Annotated in this window: 18 protein-coding genes; 4 read left to right on the top strand and 14 right to left on the bottom strand. The window is 55.4% G+C overall.

Going from position 1 to position 16878, the window contains the following annotated elements; genetic code table 11:
• Nucleotides 1-64 precede the first annotated feature (64 nt).
• From ACTG1K_RS02900 to ACTG1K_RS02920, 5 genes are all read right to left on the bottom strand, one after another.
• Nucleotides 65-763, bottom strand: coding sequence for a UPF0149 family protein (locus ACTG1K_RS02900; protein WP_234576503.1), 699 nt, complete (start codon nt 761-763; stop codon nt 65-67).
• Nucleotides 760-1962: a restriction endonuclease subunit S gene (locus ACTG1K_RS02905; protein ID WP_421297538.1), complete on the bottom strand. Its 1203-nt coding sequence runs from the start codon at nt 1960-1962 to the stop codon at nt 760-762. Before ACTG1K_RS02905 ends, ACTG1K_RS02900 begins: the two co-directional genes overlap by 4 nt.
• 80 nt (nt 1963-2042) lie before the next feature.
• A complete protein-coding gene (gene dinD, locus ACTG1K_RS02910) occupies nt 2043-2903 on the bottom strand; it encodes a DNA damage-inducible protein D (RefSeq protein ID WP_234576505.1) in 861 nt (286 codons plus the stop codon).
• A 12-nt stretch (nt 2904-2915) separates the two neighbouring features.
• Nucleotides 2916-4490 carry a type I restriction-modification system subunit M gene (locus ACTG1K_RS02915; protein WP_234576506.1) on the bottom strand — a complete coding sequence of 525 codons (1575 nt, stop codon included), beginning with the start codon at nt 4488-4490 and terminating at the stop codon, nt 2916-2918.
• Nucleotides 4491-4529: 39 nt separating this feature from the next.
• Nucleotides 4530-5126 carry a restriction endonuclease subunit S gene (locus tag ACTG1K_RS02920; protein WP_440004794.1) on the bottom strand — a complete coding sequence of 199 codons (597 nt, stop codon included), beginning with the start codon at nt 5124-5126 and terminating at the stop codon, nt 4530-4532.
• A 250-nt stretch (nt 5127-5376) separates the two neighbouring features.
• Between ACTG1K_RS02920 and ACTG1K_RS02925 the strand changes: the two genes are divergently transcribed.
• Genes ACTG1K_RS02925 through repC form a run of 3 tightly spaced genes read left to right on the top strand, consistent with a single transcriptional unit; the run spans nt 5377 to nt 7403 of the window.
• A complete protein-coding gene (locus tag ACTG1K_RS02925; RefSeq protein WP_015848536.1) occupies nt 5377-5712 on the top strand; it encodes a helix-turn-helix domain-containing protein in 336 nt (111 codons plus the stop codon).
• Between the two features lie 7 nt (nt 5713-5719).
• A complete protein-coding gene (locus tag ACTG1K_RS02930; protein ID WP_439975355.1) occupies nt 5720-6577 on the top strand; it encodes a helicase RepA family protein in 858 nt (285 codons plus the stop codon).
• Nucleotides 6564-7403 (top strand): replication protein C, IncQ-type, encoded by an 840-nt coding sequence (repC, locus tag ACTG1K_RS02935; RefSeq protein WP_047439884.1) that lies wholly within the window; start codon nt 6564-6566, stop codon nt 7401-7403. The genes ACTG1K_RS02930 and repC overlap by 14 nt, the downstream gene beginning before the upstream one ends.
• A 201-nt stretch (nt 7404-7604) precedes the next feature.
• Here repC and ACTG1K_RS02940 read toward each other — a convergent pair whose 3' ends face one another.
• The 9 genes from ACTG1K_RS02940 to ACTG1K_RS02980 all read right to left on the bottom strand — a co-directional run bounded on the left by ACTG1K_RS02940 (nt 7605) and on the right by ACTG1K_RS02980 (nt 15173).
• Entirely contained in the window at nt 7605-8744 is a 1140-nt protein-coding gene (locus tag ACTG1K_RS02940) for a site-specific integrase (protein ID WP_439975356.1), read from the bottom strand.
• Between the two features lie 162 nt (nt 8745-8906).
• Complete coding sequence (gene mnmE / locus ACTG1K_RS02945) at nt 8907-10268, bottom strand: tRNA uridine-5-carboxymethylaminomethyl(34) synthesis GTPase MnmE (RefSeq protein WP_129505009.1); 1362 nt, start codon at nt 10266-10268, stop codon at nt 8907-8909.
• 99 nt (nt 10269-10367) lie between these two features.
• Entirely contained in the window at nt 10368-12014 is a 1647-nt protein-coding gene (yidC, locus tag ACTG1K_RS02950; RefSeq protein WP_440004795.1) for a membrane protein insertase YidC, read from the bottom strand.
• Between the two features lie 5 nt (nt 12015-12019).
• Nucleotides 12020-12268: a membrane protein insertion efficiency factor YidD gene (yidD, locus tag ACTG1K_RS02955; RefSeq protein WP_075116235.1), complete on the bottom strand. Its 249-nt coding sequence runs from the start codon at nt 12266-12268 to the stop codon at nt 12020-12022.
• Nucleotides 12235-12594: a ribonuclease P protein component gene (gene rnpA, locus ACTG1K_RS02960; RefSeq protein ID WP_005342318.1), complete on the bottom strand. Its 360-nt coding sequence runs from the start codon at nt 12592-12594 to the stop codon at nt 12235-12237. The genes yidD and rnpA overlap by 34 nt, the downstream gene beginning before the upstream one ends.
• Entirely contained in the window at nt 12594-12728 is a 135-nt protein-coding gene (gene rpmH, locus ACTG1K_RS02965) for a 50S ribosomal protein L34 (protein WP_005307156.1), read from the bottom strand. The genes rnpA and rpmH overlap by 1 nt, the downstream gene beginning before the upstream one ends.
• Before the next feature lie 270 nt (nt 12729-12998).
• On the bottom strand, nt 12999-13733 hold the full coding sequence (locus ACTG1K_RS02970) for an amino acid ABC transporter ATP-binding protein (RefSeq protein ID WP_439996887.1): 735 nt from the start codon (nt 13731-13733) through the stop codon (nt 12999-13001).
• Nucleotides 13734-13745: 12 nt separating this feature from the next.
• Nucleotides 13746-14414 carry an amino acid ABC transporter permease gene (locus tag ACTG1K_RS02975; RefSeq protein ID WP_376889753.1) on the bottom strand — a complete coding sequence of 223 codons (669 nt, stop codon included), beginning with the start codon at nt 14412-14414 and terminating at the stop codon, nt 13746-13748.
• The gene (locus ACTG1K_RS02980) at nt 14415-15173 is read right to left on the bottom strand and encodes an amino acid ABC transporter substrate-binding protein (RefSeq protein ID WP_005339308.1); all 759 of its coding nucleotides are present in this window, start codon (nt 15171-15173) and stop codon (nt 14415-14417) included.
• Between the two features lie 311 nt (nt 15174-15484).
• On the opposite strand from ACTG1K_RS02980, the gene dnaA reads away from it, so the two are divergent.
• Nucleotides 15485-16855, top strand: a complete 1371-nt coding sequence (dnaA, locus tag ACTG1K_RS02985; RefSeq protein ID WP_005339307.1) for a chromosomal replication initiator protein DnaA — start codon at nt 15485-15487, stop codon at nt 16853-16855.
• Nucleotides 16856-16878 lie beyond the last annotated feature (23 nt).

The following is a 16878-nucleotide window of genomic DNA, read 5'->3' on the forward strand; positions in this document are numbered from 1 at the left end:
CCTTTGAACGCTCCTTCAACTGTGTGCTACCGATGGCGTCTGTTCGGGGTCTTGCGATCTCAACTCAGTGCAAACAGCACTGTTTGAACTTCTTGCCGCTGCCACAGGGGCAGGGGTCATTGCGCCCGATCTTGGAGGCCGCTCTAACCGGCAGGGTTACTGGTGTGAGGGCTGGTGCGGCTATCGGCGCTGTGCTTGGCCCCCGTTGGGCCAGAAAATGGGCGTGCAGTCGCAAGGCGGCGGTGCCCACCTCGGCCACGCTCTGCTGATGTTCCGGTAGCGACAGGCTGGCAAGCAGTGGCAATTGGTCATCGCTGCCATGCAGGCGGATCACCTCAAGCCAAGTATCCAGCTCCTCTGGCAAGGCTGGCCAGTTCCCCAGCGCCATGCCACGCAGATAGCCAAAGCACCACTCCTCGGCGTTGCAGATCTCCTGCCCTTCGACATAGTTGGCCATCAGCACCGGGATAAAGTGCTCGGGCTGATAACAGAGGGTATGGGCCAGAATATTCATATGGCCGAGGATCAAATCCAGCGCCCGTTTCATATCCCGCTCGGACGACCACTCTGGGGGCGTGCCACCCCAGAGTACCTGCCACCACTGGCTGGGTGGCACCAGGTCGGGGCCGGAGAGTACCGCAGTCAGAAAGCCGTCGAGCGCCGACAGACTCAGCATCGCGTCGTCATTGCCATAGTCCATCAGTCGCTGCTCCAGCCATTCCACTTCGGCCTCGGTCATGGGGTGAATGGTCACTTTTTTCATGCGGCCTCCTCTACCTTGACCCGTCGTTTGCCGGTCAGCAGTTGTTGCATCAGCGCCTGTTTCTCCTGCTTTAAGGCGTCGAGCTTTTGTTGCAGCGCAGTAACTTCTTTATCGGCGGTGGACAAGACTGCGGCTATTTTTTGTTGTTCATCAATACTAGGTACTTGCCAGCTAATATTCTTAAAGTGGTTAAATTTCAAATTCCAAGTATCTGAAACAAGGCCTTGAGAATGCCTGTAGAAGATATGGACAAGGGCTGGGAACTTAAATAAATACGCAGCATAAGCAGGACAAACTTTGCCCGTTGGTGTGACAATTGTATAAGCAGGACTAACAATCCCTTCTTTATCTGACAAGCTAGATCGGCCTTGCCACATGCGCATGGTGTTGTAGCCAATGTCATTCACGCAAATTCTGCGATACTTTGACTTGTCTTCATTGGAGGTGTTTTTTCTACCGGTATCTTCCTGGTAAACAACGCCATCGTCAGCCGTAATCGACAGCAGGGGCAGATCATCCCGACCAGTTTCAACTCGCTCATTGAACAAACTGCTGAATTTGTAAATTTTCCATTCCCCACTAAACCTAACTCCATTCTTATCCAGCAGGCGTTTTTTGCCGGTAAGCAGTTGTTGCATCAGCGCCTTTTTCTGCTGCTGGCTATTGGTCAGCAGTTGCTCGGTGGTGGTGATGGCCTTATCCCAAGTGGAAAGAATTTCAGCTATTTTATTCTGTTCAGAAAGAGGCGGAATATTTACTGGATATGCTTTTATGGATTCAGTATCCAGACGTCCAGTGCCATGGCCAGCGGTGCTAACCAGCTGGAGTATTTTGTTTTTTTCAGCTGCCAGCATAAAAGAGAGAAAAAGCCCATCAATATCCTTGTTAGGAATAAGCGCCTTTAAATCCTGATTAAATGCGACCTCTCTTGTGGCATAGCCAACAGGAAAGTCTTTCAATAACGTCATACCGCGAACAAGGATTAAAGATGATCCTTTTGGCGCTTTTTTAGCCACCTTAAAACCATCTTCTGTCAGAGTATCAATACTTGTTGCAAGGTAGTGAGTTTTTAGGTCTTTACCTGATATCCATGGCTCTGTTCCCCCCCAGAAATGAGCGCTCTGTTTACTTGGTGTTCCACCAGAGGAAAACTTAGCAATGTCCCCAATTTGGGAGGCGATCCATCCCTTAGGCACCATAACCGAGCCCCTCCAGATAGTTGGCCATCTCGCTTTCCTGCGTGGTGAGTTGCATTTTGAGCGTACGCAGTGCTGTTTTCTTATTCATCGTCCGTACTCCCGTTATCCAGCCGCGCAGGATTTTTCAGCGATTTTTTGTCGGCCGAGGCCAGACGGCGTTCCACCTTTTTTACATCCTCGGCAGCTGGCAACTGCTCTGGCTGAATGCCGCGGCTGAGTAGGGTTTGACGCACCGCCTGATTGTTGGTGACGTGCTCGTTGGAAATTTGCGTCTCCCGGGTCATCTGTTGAGTGCGGGCGTTGTGGATCGTGATCTCGGTGGCAAAGTCTTTGGCCTTGAGAATGATGGTTGGGGCAAAGTCAGCCAATGGTCGGCTATCTGGAACCTTCCATTGGGCTTTCATCGCTTGCGTGCTTTTGCCAAACAAGGCGTGATCCCCTTTGCTGCGGATCAGTGCAAAGTTCTGATTACCACCGGTCTGCTCATAAATGACGCTGGAGAGCTCTTTTTCTGTGGCTGAGAGCTTTTGGCGTGCTTGCACCCGCTCAGTTTCCAGCAGCCGTTGTTCAATCAGCTCCGCCTTGCGGGTTTGCATGGCAAAGTAGGTTTGGGCGAAGGCGATTTGCTGCTTTCGGGGATCACCGTTTTGAGCAATCAGGTAGCAGGCGTAGCGGGTCAGCATGATGTCATCGATCTCTCGTTGGCTACCCGAGCCAAGTTCGACCATTTTCCCGACGTCGGCAAAATGGTCCGACACCCCGTGGCCACTGACTTCACAGGCTGTTTTGGCTTTCGAGATGACGCTGGTGAAGTTATCCCATTTGCCATAGCCCAGCAGGTGTTGCAGATCCCTCGCTAGCCAATACTCAACGCCCGTGTCGGTTTGCTCTGCATGGCCTTCGAAACTAGTCGTTAATGCCTGAATTTGTTGTTGTTCCATTGCAAGAGCTCCTTATGCGTTGTGATCCAGATAACCCAGTTCGGCGAGAAAGTTGGCCATCTCGGTTTCCAGCTCGGTCAGTTGGGCTTTGAGCTGCTCCCGCTCGGCACGCACCGCCAGCAGATCGATCTCTTCCTCTTCCTCGAAGGTGTCCACATAGCGGGGGATATTGAGGTTGTAGTCGTTCTCTTTGATCTCTTTGAGCGAGGCAAGGTAGGCGTATTTCTCGACATTGCCGCCGTTGCGGTAGGTCTTGACGATCTTGGAGATATTCTCCGGGCTCAGCACGTTCTGGTTCTTGCCCGGCTTGAAGTCGTTGCTGGCGTCGATAAACAGCACGTTATCGTCCACCTTCTCTTTTTTAAAGATCAGGATGGCGGCGGGGATGCCGGTGCCAAAGAACAGCTTTTCCGGCAGACCGATCACCGCATCGAGCAAGTTCTCGTCGATCAGCTTTTGGCGGATCTTGCCCTCGCTTGAGCCCCGGAACAGCACGCCGTGGGGCACCACGACACCCATACGGCCGCTCTTGGGGTTCAGGGTTTCGATCATATGGAGGATAAAGGCGTAATCCCCCTTGGTCTTGGGCGGAATGCCGCGCTTGAAGCGGCCATATTTATCAATTCCAGCCTCGTCATGACCCCACTTGTCGAGGGAAAACGGCGGGTTGGCGGTCACGATATCGAAGCGCATCAGGTCGCCGTTTTTATCCAGCAGCTTGGGGTTGCGGATGGTATCGCCCCACTCGATCTTGTGGTTGTCTTCCCCGTGCAGGAACATGTTCATCTTGGCCAGCGACCAGGTGGAACCGATGGCCTCCTGCCCGTAGAGGGCATAACGTTTCTGGCCGTAGTTTTGCACTACTTTGCGGCCGCATTTCATCAGCAGCGACCCGGAACCACAGGCGGGATCGCAGATGGTATCGCCGAGCTGCGGATCCAGCAGTTCGGCCATCAGATCGGAGACTTCGGGCGGGGTGTAGTACTCGCCAGCTTTCTGGCCGCTGTTGGCGGCAAACTTGCCGATCAGGTACTCGTAGGCGTTACCAATCACGTCGAGGTTACCGACCCGGCTTGGTTTCAGGTTGAGCTCCGGTTTGGCAAATGCCTCCAGCAGGTAGCGCAGTATGGTGTTCTTCTGCTTCTCTTCGCCGAGGCGATCGCTGTTGAAGCTGATGTCCTGAAACACACTCTTGTTGCCATCTTTGAGCTTGGTGCCGTTGGCTTCTTCGATAGCGTGCAGGCAGACATCGATGCGCTCGCCGTTACCGGGCTCGAATCGCTTCTCGTACAAGCTGTAAAAGTTAGCCTTGAAGGACTGAACTACCTTGTCATCCTGATCCTTGATTTCGGCGATGGGCAGTACAAAGCGCTCGCTCTTCATCATCTCTTCGATAAGCTCTGGCGCATCGCCGTACTGCTTCTTGTAGCTGTCGTAATGGTCCTGCCAGACATCAGAGATGTACTTCAGGAACAGCATGGTGAGGATGAAATCCTTGTAGGTATCGGGGCTGATGGTGCCACGGAAGATATCGCAGGCGCCCCAAACGGTGTTGTTGATAACGTCCTGATTGATCTGTTCGGTCATAAAGGGGGTTTCCTTGGCGTAATAACGGGTATGCGAGCCTCAAGAGGCATCTCTATCGGATTGTTCAAGTAGGCGAGTCGCGATGGCATGCATCATCTGCTCGCCATTGTGCTGGAGGCGCTGCATCAATTGGCGCTCCTCCTGCAGCGTGCGAGCCATTGCCAAAATGGTTTGTTGTTCTGCCAGTGATGGAAGCCCAATCAAGGCCTCTTCCAACACCTGGCGGCGAATACTCTTGGTCAGGGTGCCTTCGGCATGCAGTTCGAAGTAACGCTGGCAGGGCTGCTGATTGAGCTGCCAGGCGAGGAACTCCGGGATCAGTGCATCAGATTGTGGCCGTACCACATAAAAGTGGGGGGCCGCCACAGCTGGCAGTGGGGCATGCCGAGTATCAACCAGCACGGCATAGTTTTGGTTGCCCCGTGCTGCCACCAGAATATCTCCAGTTTGCAGCCAGTCCGGTGCTTTTTTGCCAGTTGCCTCACTGCGCAAGCAGCTCATCCAGTCGACACCGAACTCTGACGAGGTGTCTTTCATCTGCACAACGGCCAGATTCCCCTCTGGATACTCGGGGATCTTGCCGCGAAACGGATAACCAGCGCTGATAGTGGCGATTTGGTTCAGGTGTAATTTCACAAAAAATCTCGTCATCGCTAATGATGCTGATGCTTAGTGTCTCTGATGAGACTTTGTTCCGTCAAGACAATGTTCGATCTTTTTTTGCATCAATGGCGATGAATCTTGTTGTGTGGCTCTCACATGTGAAAGTTTTCCCTCCGTAAAAATCGCTCTTGGTGCCCAAATTGGACAACTACAGCAACGAGGTTTTCGCCTAGCCCCCAGTACGCTCTTGCATGCTGATGTTTGTAACTAGGAGACAATCTGCATGCGCGAACAAAATTCGTCAGTTTTCAGTGATCCGAATGGGGCAATCCTGAAAGAGCTTTATGAGCTTAAGCAGTTGGTAATCCAGCAAGGACAGGCGCAAAAAGAGGTGCTTTCTGCCGAGGAGTGCGCTGAGTTGCTGGGGGTTTCTGTCTGCTATGTGTACCGGCTGACCAGTGAAAAGCGTCTGCCGCATTACAAGCCACAAGGCAAAAAGATCTACTTCAAGCGCGTTGAGCTGCTGGACTGGCTGCTCTCCCACCGCATTTCACCAGACGCCGAACTCACCGAGCATGTAACCAAGCGTGTGCGGCAAGCTAGCCATGGGCGGTTGTGAGGTGGGTATGACACAGGATCTGATTACATCTCTCTGCCCCCAGGATCTCCGGTCGGCTTTTATTGAACCTCCGAAACCCCTCGATTTTGTCCTCCCGGGGCTGCCTGTTGGCTGCGTTGGTGCGTTGGTATCACCGGGAGGGGTGGGCAAATCGATGTTGGCATTGCAACTGGCAATGCAGATCGCCGGTGGGCCGGATTGGATTGGACTTGGCAAGCTGGGCAGGGGAACCGTGCTCTACCTGCCTGCTGAGGACCCTTGGCCTGTACTGCACCAGCGCTTGTTTGCCTTGGGCGGAGGTCTTGATGCTGAACTTCGTGCCAACGTCGAACGAAACCTTCGTCTTATACCGCTGCATGGCTCCAGTCCGAATGTGCTGGATAGCCATTGGTGGGAAGCGATTGCTATATGGGCTGAAGGGGTGAGGTTGATTGTCATCGATACTTTGAGGCGCTTCCACGATGCCGACGAGAACGCGGCCTGTGCCATGACGCAGGTACTGGGTCAGTTGGAGCGGCTGGCCATGAGGCTGGGATGCGCTGTGTTGTTTGTACACCACACCAGCAAATCCGCAGTATTCCAAGAAGTTGGCGATCTGCAGCAGGCAAGCCGTGGTTCGTCGGTGCTGGTAGACAATGTGCGCTGGCAGGGCTACCTCGCCACTATGACCAAGAAAGAGGCGCAGCAGCTGGGTGTATCGGCAGAGAAGAGCAAGCTTCACGTGCGGTTTGGGGTAAGCAAAAGTAATTATGGGCCGCCACTACCGGAGCGCTGGTTGGTGCGGGGGGAAGGTGGCGTGCTGTATCCCGCTCCCGCTAGGTTGGGCGTAACACGCCGAGCGGGAGGCAAACGTGTCTTGCTTTGAATTGACCCATGCTAGGCATGACCATATGCACTGTCTTGCACCCGGGTTGTTTAGGGCGATCTCGCATGGCCAACGCCGCCGTGACAAGCTGGAGGTGATTTACCGTTTCGGTGGTGGCAATCAGATCGAGTTCTCCGGGCCTGAGCCGCTGGGTGCAGATGACCTCCGTGTGCTTCAGGGGTTGGTTGCCCTGGCTGGACTTGAGTCACAAAGTAACGAGATTGAGCCAGTTGCGGTGAGCGAAACTGGGGCGATATTGCGAGATCTTCTGGATCTTCGTTGGGCTGCCAACCAGCAAAGGGTATTGGTGGTCAGAAGCAGCCTGCGCAAACTGGCCAAGGAGGTTGGATACGCCAATCCTCGGGATACCAATACTGTACGTTGCTGTATCGAGCGATTGTGGAAGGTGTCGGTGATCGCAAAGGTGGCTGGCCAGCGTAGCGGCTTTCGCTTATTGGCGAACTATGTCAGTGACACTCAGACTGATGGACTTTTTTTGGCGCTTAATCCCTTGCTGACCTACGCCATTATGGGTAATGGTCGCCATGTTCGTATCGACATGACAGAAGTTCGGCACTTGAATGGCAGCATCGCTCGGTTGTTGCATCAGCGGCTATGTGCCTGGGTGGATTGTGGTCAGAAAAGGGCAGTGCAGTTAGACACCTTGGTCGCTTATGCCTTTCCCGATGAGGTCAGCACGGCCACCCATCGCAAGCGGCAATCACGAGTTCGTAAGGCATTGGATGAGCTGACTGCTTTGGGCTGGTCTATCTGCGAACATGCCAAGGGGCGGTTTACCATCGGCCGGCCTGCACTATCACGATAACGGTCACAAACTATCACGAAAGTGGTCACAAAGTTCACGATAACGGTCACAAGCCAATTCAGTGAAACCCAGTTACCGCTTGGGCTGCAGGGCGATCCTGAAATCCGATCTATATTATCTAAGATAATCTAGGCCAGCGCATGGTCGCGCTGGCCTATTTGTTGGCTTTTCCTGGCCATGATCTCGTCGAGGGTGCTTCTATCACTCCAATACGTTGGGAAAATCGAGCATGGCATCTCTACGCCGTGATTCAAGGATGTCTGCATAGATCTCTGTGGTTCTCAGCTCACTGTGTCCCAGCAAGCGGGAGAGGGCATAGATATCGACGCCGCGGTTAAGCTGGATGACGGCGAAGGTATGACGCGCGCTGTGGAAGGTTACCTTCTTGGTTATACCCGCCTGCAACGCCCACCGGGTGAGCTCCATGTTGTGCCAAGCCGAGTACTTGAGGCCCTTGAAGATCCGCTCTGTTGCCTTGCCTGAGCGCCCCATCAGCTGCATCGCCATGTCATTCAAATCCAGGTATTGCAGGCCGCTGGTCTTTTTCTGGGTGAAGACGATACGGTAATGGCCATAGAAGGGCTCCAGCTCGGCCCAGGTCAGCTTGTGAATGTCGGACCAGCGCAAGCCAGTGCAACAAGAGAACAGAAAGGCGCGCTTAAGAACGTCATAGCGGCACTCAGCCTGGGCCATGGCCCGAACCTCATCTTCGGTCAGATAAACCCGCTTGTTCTTCTCCCCCTGGATAGCTTTGACACGTCGTACCGGATTATCCGGCAGCAGCCGATCCTGCTCTGCCTGGTTCAAGGCTGCTCTCAACTTGTTGAAATAGGCACTCTGGGTGTTGCGGCTCAGTGGTGTGCCGCTTTTGGTGCGGGCCTTGTGCATCAGGTAGTGCCGAAACCCCTCCAGGAACAGCTGATCTACTTCCTCGAAAGTCAGCTCTGGCAGTTTATGGTACTGGCGCAAATGCTTGAGGGCTGATATCCAGATAGAGTGGTTGCTCTTGCTGCCTGCCGCTTTTTGGTCTGTAACCTCTTGGAAGTACTCGAAGAAGCTGGCCTTGTAGGCGTTCGAGAAATCCAGATGGTGTTTACCTGTCTCGTACTCGAAGAGCCGCTTGGCGCGGATGGCTTCGGCTGCTCGCAGGGTTTCTTTGTTGTGGAGCCGCTGTGCTGGGGTTCGCGGCTTGTCGTACAGGAAGAGATCCAGGGGCTCTCTGCTGCGTTTGTGCTTGCGGATGCCCGTGGTTGGGTCAAGGTAGGAGCCGGCGTAATAGGTTAAGCGCAGAGCGCGCTTGCCTTCGGCGTCCGGTTCGCGGAATTCGATGCTGATCTTCATAATTGTCCCCCGAAAGTACCCCGAGAGGTTACTTCGGGGTACTCTCGGGGTAAATTCTCACGAAACAAGATCAGGCAAGAACAGCCAGTAAAAAACAAAGTCCAATATTTACAATATCTTATGTTCTCACTGGCTGCTTTTTATTGCTGATTTTTCACCACATTACTTGCCGATGCAGAAGCTGGAGAAGATACGACCCAGCAGATCGTCGGAGCTGAATTCGCCGGTGATCTCGGAGAGGGACTCCTGCGCCAGGCGCAACTCTTCGGCCACCAGCTCGCCGGCCACGAACACTTCCAGCTGCTCTTTGGCCACCAGCAGGCGCTCGGCGGCGCGCTCCAGCGCATCCAGATGGCGGCGGCGGGCCATAAAGCCCCCTTCGGTGTTGCCCTGGAAGCCCATGCACTGTTTAAGGTGCTCGCGCAGGGCAGGCAGCCCCAGCTCGGTCTTGGCGGAGATACGGTAGACGGCGTGGCCCTGCTCCTGGCTCGGTGCCAGATCCTCGCCTGTCAGATCGGCCTTGTTGCGAATGACGGTGAGGCCGATGTTTTTTGGCAACCGATCAACAAATTCCGGCCAGATCTCCCGCGGGTCAACCGCGTCTGTGGTGGTGCCATCCACCATAAACAGCACCCGGTCGGCCTGTTCTATCTCGGCCCAGGCGCGCTCGATACCGATCTGCTCCACCTTGTCCTGGGTGTCGCGCAGACCGGCGGTGTCGATGATGTGCAGCGGCATGCCATCGAGATGGATATGCTCGCGCAGTACGTCGCGGGTGGTGCCGGCAATCTCGGTGACGATGGCCGACTCGCGCCCAGCCAGGGCGTTGAGCAGGCTCGATTTGCCGGCGTTGGGACGACCGGCGATCACCACCTTCATCCCTTCCCGCAGCAGAGCGCCCTGTTTGGCTTCCCCGCGCACGTCGTCCAGCTCGGACATGATGCTATAGAGGTCGCCCGCCACCTTGCCATCGGAGAGGAAGTCGATCTCCTCGTCCGGGAAGTCGATGGCCGCTTCCACATAGATACGCAGCCGGATCAGGCTCTCCACCAGTTGCTGGATTTTGCTGGAGAACTGCCCCTGCAGGGAGTGCATGGCGCTGCGGGCGGCCTGTTCGCTGGAGGCTTCAATAAGGTCAGCGATAGCTTCGGCTTGGGCCAGATCCAGCTTGTCGTTGATGAAGGCGCGCTCGCTGAACTCGCCGGGGCGGGCAGGGCGGATGCCATCGATTTTCAGAATGCGGCGGATCAGCATATCCATGATGACGGGGCCGCCGTGGCCCTGTAGCTCCAGCACATCCTCGCCGGTGAAGCTGTTGGGAGCTTTGAACAGCAGGGCGATGCCCTGATCCAGTACCTGGCCTTGCTCATCCTTGAACGGCAGATATTCGGCGTAGCGCACCCGCGGGAGCTTGCCGAGCACTATCCCGGCGACCTGTTCGGCGGCGGGGCCGGAGACCCGGACTATGCCGACGCCACCACGGCCTGGCGCGGTGGCCTGGGCCACGATCGTATCTGTTGTCATCTTGCTTGGCTCGTTTGTTCGCTGATAGGAAAACGTAGTGGGAGACATTGTAATAAAAAAGGCGGCCCGAAGGCCGCCTCTTTTGTCATCACGGGAAGATTAGCTGCGTGAATGCAGTCCTTTCTTCTCCAGCTGACGATAGATGATGGTCTGCTGGATGATGGAGATGACGTTGCTCACCAGCCAGTAGAGAGTCAGACCAGCCGGGAACCAGAGGAACATGAAAGTGAAGATGATCGGCATGAACTGCATCACTTTCTGCTGCATCGGGTCGGTTACGGTGGTCGGGCTCATCTTCTGCAGATACCACATGGAGGCACCCATGAGGATTGGCAGCACGAAGAAGGGGTCCTTCACTGACAGGTCAGTGATCCACAGGGCAAACGGCGCGTGACGCAGTTCAACGGACTCCATCAGTGCCCAGTAGAGGGCGATGAAGATCGGCATCTGAACCAGGATCGGCAGGCAGCCACCCAGCGGGTTGACCTTCTCCTTCTTGTACAGCTCCATCATGCCCTGAGACATCTTCTGGCGGTCATCGCCGAAGCGCTCGCGCAGGGCCGCAATCTTGGGTTGCAGCATGCGCATCTTGGCCATGGAGGTGTACTGGGCCTTGGTCAGCGGGAACATGATGCCGCGTACCAGCAGGGTCAGCATGATGATGGCCAGCCCCCAGTTCTGGACGAAACCGTGGAACACGGTCAGCAGCCAGTGCAGCGGTTGGGCGATGAACCACAGCCAGCCGTAGTCGACGGTCAGGTCGAGGTGGTTAGCCACCTTGGCCATCTGGTCTTGCAGCTTGGGACCGACCCACAGCTTGCTGGTTACTTCAGCCTGTTGGCCGGCAGCCACGTCAACCAGCGGCGCCTTGTAACCGATGATGGCCTGGCCTTTACCAGGGATCACACGGCTGTAGAAGCTGTTGGTATCGTCGGCATTCGGTGCCCAGGCGGAGACGAAGTAGTGTTGCAGCATGGCGACCCAACCACCCTTGGTGGTCTTGTTCAGGTCGGCATCCTTCATCTCGTCGAAGGTGTACTTCTTGTAGCGGGTATCTTCAGTGGAGAAGGCACCACCACGGTAAGCGCTGGCTACCATGGCATGACCTTCCTGATCCTTCGGTGTGGCTACGGTCTGCTTCAGCTGACCATAGAACTGCACCTGAACCGGCTCGGCAGATTTGTTGTCGATCTTGTAATCAACGCCAACGGCATAGTCGCCACGCTTGAGGATGAACTCCTTGGTGAAGACCACGCCCTTGCTGTCGGTCCAGGTCATCGGAACGACGACTTGATCCTGACCAGCGGCCAGCTGATAGCTGGTCTGGGCGGCTTCATAGGTAGGACGACCTTCGGCCTGACTGTCCGGACCGTTGCGACCCACCAGACCGCTCTGGGCGATATAGAGGTGCTCAGGCTTGCTGGTCAGCAGCACGAACGGTTGGTCCTTGCCCTCTTCCAGTTTGTGAGACAGCAGTTCGGCAGACACGATGTCGCCACCCTGGGTATCCAGGGTCAGCTTGAGCACGTCAGAGGAGACGGTGATCAGCTTGCGTGCGGCAGTCGCATTGGCTTGCTCGGAAACCTGAGGAATATCACCGGTCTGACCGGCTTCAGGTACGAAATGTTCGGTTTGGGCCACGGTAGTCGGGGCCGGCTTCGGAGCCTTGTCGGACTCCCACTGTTGCCAGAGCAGAAAGCTCACGAACAGCAAACCGATCAGGAGTAGATTGCGTTGTGATTCCATAGTTTTCAGTTTCTTCGCTTTGGTTGCGGAACCGGGTCATAACCACCCTCGGATAAGGGATGGCATTTTAATAGACGTTTGCTGGCTAACCAAACGCCTTTTATGAAACCGTGAAGTCGGATGGCTTCTATCGCAAATTGGGAACAAGTTGGGGTAAAACGGCAGCGCGGCCCGAGCAGAGGGCTAATGATTAGCTGATACAGGCGTATCAGTTTGATAGCTACCCATTGCAACGGCGTGACAGGGTGCGCCATAGCTTTTCCAGTAACTTGAACAGTTCCTCGTTATCCATCTCTTTCACACCGGCCTTGGCGATCACCACGATGTCGATAGCGGGCAGCTGATGTTGTTTGAGGCGGAAACTTTCCCGAACCACCCGTTTGACACGATTACGCCAAACGGCACGCTTGAGTGCTTTTTTGGGCACAGCGAGACCAAGACGAGGGTGTTCGAGCGAATTGGGAGAAGCGAGAAGGGTAATCTGCGGAGAGGCGGCCCGGACAGGCTCGGCGAAAACGCGTTTGAAGTGTTCGGGAGTTAACAGACGTAACTCCCGAGAGAAGGTGTGCTGGGTAGGCATTAGACTACCAGGCGGGCACGACCCTTGGCACGACGAGCGGCCAGAACTTTACGACCGTTGGCAGTTGCCATGCGGGCGCGGAAACCGTGAGAGCGCTTGCGCTTCAGGTTGGACGGTTGAAAAGTACGTTTCATGATTCGATTCCGTATTTCTGTACAGTTTTGATTGTCACACTTAGCCGACGCGCCAGCTATAGCGTGTGACGACTAGCAAAAGAGGCCGAATTCTAAACAGAGTTCGGCTTTTAGTCAATCCGCCGTTCCCTCTCATCCTGCCATGGCCTTGAAAAGGCCACTGCCGAGCGTGAGGATCCAGAGGATCAAGGGCTCCGGATTATACTGGCAACCCGGTGTTAAACAAGGGATCCCTCAATAAAAAAGGCGGCCAGGCCGCCAAAGAGAGAGCTATTTAAGGACTTTCCGCAAGAACTCCCGGGTACGGGGATCCTTGGGATCGACCAATATCTGATCCGGCGGGGCCTGCTCGACGATCCGCCCCCCTTCCATGAAGATCACCCGATCGGCAACATCACGAGCAAATTCAATCTCATGAGTCACCACCACCATGGTCTGGTGCTGGCGGGCCAACTCTTTCATCAGCCCCAAAACCTCGTCGACCCACTCGGGATCGAGGGCCGAGGTGGGCTCGTCAAACAGGATCACCTTGGAGTGGGCCGCCATGGCGCGGCCAATGCCGACCCGTTGTTGTTGGCCACCGGAGAGGGAGGCCGGATAGGCATCCTGCTTGTCGGCGAGGCCAATGTCCTTGAGGATGCCGAGCGCTGTGGCGCGGGCCTCCGCTTTTGGCTGCTTCCAGACGGTGATCAGCCCTTCGGCGATGTTGTCGAGCGCCGTCTTGTTGGCAAACAGGGCGTAGTTCTGGAACACGAAGGAGGCCCGTTTGCGCAGCTCGATCGCCTGCTGTTCGCTGGCCTTGGCCAGATTCAGCTCAAGATCGTCGATGGCAAGGGTGCCCGCATCCGGGGTCTCCAGCAGGTTCAGGCAGCGCAACAGGGTCGACTTGCCGGTGCCGGAGGGACCGATAATGACGACAATTTCCCCCTTTTTGACCTCCAGATCGATGCCGTTGAGCACCTGATTGCCGTGATATGCCTTGGAGAGGCCGGTTAGCTTGATCATGAGAGCCCTCCTTTAATAGGCACGGTTGAGACGAATTTCCAGCAGATGCTGCAAGCGGGTAAAGAAGATCACCACTACCCAGTAGATCAGCGCCACCGCCATAAAGCTCTCGAAGAACTTGAAGGAGGAGGAGGCTTCCATTTGCGCCTTGCCCATGATCTCGGCCACCCCCAGCGTGAATGCCAGCGAGGTACTCTTGATCATGTCGATGAAGTAGTTCATCAGCGACGGGGTGGCGATACGGGCCGCCTGCGGCAGGATGATCCGCTGCATCGCCTGATAACGGCTCATGCCGATACTGAGCGCCGCTTCCATCTGGCTTTTGTGAATGCCGAGGATGGCTGCGCGGATCGACTCGGCCATGTAGGCGGCGAAGTGCAGGGTTAGACCGACGATGGCGGCGGTAAAGGCATCCATCCCCACGAAGATCGGGAACAGCTGCGGCAGTCCGTAGTAGAGCAGGAACAGCTGAACGAGTAGCGGTGTACCCCGAAAGAACGAGATATAGAGCATCGCCAGCCAGTGAATCGCAGGGACGCGAAACACCCGTACTATCGCCAGGGCCAGCGAGAATACGAGTGCCAGCACGAATCCCCACAGGGCCATTTCCATCGTGGTGCCCAGGTATTTGAGCAGGATGGGAAACAGCCCCAGCGTGTATTCGAGGTCAAATTCCATCATTTATTTGTCGGTGATGTCGGAAGCGAACCATTTCTCGGAGATCTGACGCAGGGAGCCATCCTTGCGCATGGCGGTCAGGGCCTCGTCGACCTTCTTCAGCAGCGCCTGTTTCTCCGGGGTCTTCAGGAAGGGCAGGGCGTTCTCGATAGTCTCGAACGGTGCGCCAGCCTGTTGCAGCGGCAGCTTGGACTCTTTGATCAGCTGGGCGGTGGAGACGCGGTCCATCACGAAGGCATCGATGCGACCCAGGGCGACATCCTGCTCGAAGGCGGAGTCATAGGTGCGGATGTCGATCTTCTTGTTCGGGTCGTTCTTGCGCAGCAGCTCTTCGAAGTTGGAACCCAGGTTCACTGCCACCTTCTTGCCTTCCAGATCCTTGATGCCGTGGATGGTGCTGTTGCCCTTGCGTACCACAATCTGGGCGCCGTCATAGACGTAAGGCTGGGAGAAGTCGTACTTCGCCTTGCGCTCGTCGGTGATAGTGATCTGGTTGGAGATGGTGTCGATGCGGCCGGTTTCCAGCATGCCGAACAGGCCGGAGAAGCTGGCGGTCACGAATTCGACCTTGTAGCCGGTGCGCTCGCCGATCTGGTTCCACATATCCACTTCAAACCCTTGCAGCTTGTCCTGCTTGACGAAGGTGAACGGGAAATATTTGCCAGACATGCCGACCTTGATGGTCTCCTGGGCGATGGCCTGACCGGACAGGGTGGCGAGCAGGATGGCTGCGCCGGAAATCAGTTTGATGGATGTTTTCATGGTGTTTCTCTCTCTCAATGTCTTGTATTTGTAGTTGTAATAACTGGTTTGGCCCTGATGTTATTGGAATAAAATTTAAAAAATAAATGACATTTGGTTATATGAAATAACAGGAGAGAAGCACGGGATCGACCAATCCGGACGGTGGATCAAGCTGTGGGTAACTTTGGGGATGAAATCCGATCCAAAGGCGCTGGATCCTTGAAAGTCAAGGATCTTATTTGCTGGATCCACCGGGCGATGGCTGGAGATCCGGCGGCTAAAAACGTAGAATAGCCGGTCTTTAGTTAATCAATCGACAGGAGTTTAGAGTGACTGCTTCGCTATGGCAGCAGTGCCTTAACCGGCTGCAAGATGAGTTGCCCTCGGCAGAATTCAGCATGTGGATCCGGCCGCTTCAAGCGGAGTTGAGTGACAATACTCTGACCCTGTATGCACCGAATCGCTTTGTTCTGGACTGGGTACGAGACAAGTATCTCATCCGGGTTAACGGCATCATCAACGAACTCTGCGGGGTCGACGGCCCCGCCCTGCGTTTTGATATAGGTAATCGTCCCCATCCTGTTGCTGTCGCCAGAGCGCCGGTACAGGGTGCCGCGCCTGTGAATAACTTGCAGAAGAGCTGGGAAAGCAAGGCTGAAGCCAAGCCCGAGCCGAACCACAAGAGCAACACCAACGTGAACTATACCTTCGAGAATTTCGTCGAGGGTAAGTCCAACCAGTTGGCGCGTGCGGCTGCCCGTCAGGTAGCGGACAATCCGGGTGGTGCTTACAACCCGTTGTTCCTCTATGGCGGCACCGGCCTGGGTAAAACCCACCTGCTGCACGCCGTTGGCAATGCCATCAAGGAGAGTAAAAAAGATGCCAAAGTCATCTATATGCACTCCGAGCGGTTTGTTCAGGACATGGTGAAAGCGCTGCAAAACAACGCCATTGAAGAGTTCAAGCGTTACTACCGCAGCGTCGATGCCCTGCTCATCGATGACATCCAGTTCTTCGCCAACAAGGAGCGCTCCCAGGAGGAGTTCTTCCATACCTTCAATGCCTTGCTGGAAGGTAACCAGCAGATCATCTTGACCTCGGATCGCTATCCGAAGGAGATCAACGGTGTCGAGGATCGCCTCAAGTCCCGCTTCGGCTGGGGCCTGACCGTGGCGATCGAACCGCCGGAGCTGGAGACCCGCGTCGCGATCCTGATGCGCAAGGCAGACGAGAACCAGATCCATCTGCCGGACGAAGTGGCCTTCTTCATTGCCAAACGTCTGCGATCCAACGTCCGTGAATTGGAAGGTGCCCTCAACCGGGTGATCGCCAACGCCAACTTCACCGGCCGTGCCATCAACATCGATTTCGTGCGCGAAGCGCTGCGCGACCTGTTGGCACTGCAGGAGAAGCTGGTCACCATCGACAATATCCAGAAGACGGTGGCGGAGTACTACAAGATCAAGCTGGCGGATCTGCTCTCCAAGCGTCGTTCCCGCTCCGTTGCCCGTCCGCGCCAGCTGGCGATGGCACTGGCCAAGGAGCTGACCAACCACAGTTTGCCGGAGATAGGTGATGCCTTTGGTGGCCGTGACCACACTACCGTTCTTCATGCCTGCCGCAAGATCGAGCAGCTGAAGGAGGAGAGTCACGACATCAAGGAGGACTATTCCAACCTGATCCGTACCCTTTCTTCCTGATAACGGAATCGAGTGGACAGATG

It is taken from the genome of Aeromonas sp. 102P (assembly GCF_051920345.1).
GTDB lineage: Bacteria > Pseudomonadota > Gammaproteobacteria > Enterobacterales > Aeromonadaceae > Aeromonas > Aeromonas veronii.

Coding starts and splice junctions, on each gene's coding strand:
- ACTG1K_RS02900 (WP_234576503.1), bottom strand. CDS start 763: ATGAAAAAAGTGACCATTCACCCCATGACCGAGGCCGAAGTGGAATGG.
- ACTG1K_RS02905 (WP_421297538.1), bottom strand. CDS start 1,962: ATGGTGCCTAAGGGATGGATCGCCTCCCAAATTGGGGACATTGCTAAG.
- dinD (WP_234576505.1), bottom strand. CDS start 2,903: ATGGAACAACAACAAATTCAGGCATTAACGACTAGTTTCGAAGGCCAT.
- ACTG1K_RS02915 (WP_234576506.1), bottom strand. CDS start 4,490: ATGACCGAACAGATCAATCAGGACGTTATCAACAACACCGTTTGGGGC.
- ACTG1K_RS02925 (WP_015848536.1), top strand. CDS start 5,377: ATGCGCGAACAAAATTCGTCAGTTTTCAGTGATCCGAATGGGGCAATC.
- ACTG1K_RS02930 (WP_439975355.1), top strand. CDS start 5,720: ATGACACAGGATCTGATTACATCTCTCTGCCCCCAGGATCTCCGGTCG.
- ACTG1K_RS02940 (WP_439975356.1), bottom strand. CDS start 8,744: ATGAAGATCAGCATCGAATTCCGCGAACCGGACGCCGAAGGCAAGCGC.
- mnmE (WP_129505009.1), bottom strand. CDS start 10,268: ATGACAACAGATACGATCGTGGCCCAGGCCACCGCGCCAGGCCGTGGT.
- yidC (WP_440004795.1), bottom strand. CDS start 12,014: ATGGAATCACAACGCAATCTACTCCTGATCGGTTTGCTGTTCGTGAGC.
- yidD (WP_075116235.1), bottom strand. CDS start 12,268: ATGGCGCACCCTGTCACGCCGTTGCAATGGGTAGCTATCAAACTGATA.
- rnpA (WP_005342318.1), bottom strand. CDS start 12,594: ATGCCTACCCAGCACACCTTCTCTCGGGAGTTACGTCTGTTAACTCCC.
- rpmH (WP_005307156.1), bottom strand. CDS start 12,728: ATGAAACGTACTTTTCAACCGTCCAACCTGAAGCGCAAGCGCTCTCAC.
- ACTG1K_RS02970 (WP_439996887.1), bottom strand. CDS start 13,733: ATGATCAAGCTAACCGGCCTCTCCAAGGCATATCACGGCAATCAGGTG.
- ACTG1K_RS02975 (WP_376889753.1), bottom strand. CDS start 14,414: ATGATGGAATTTGACCTCGAATACACGCTGGGGCTGTTTCCCATCCTG.
- ACTG1K_RS02980 (WP_005339308.1), bottom strand. CDS start 15,173: ATGAAAACATCCATCAAACTGATTTCCGGCGCAGCCATCCTGCTCGCC.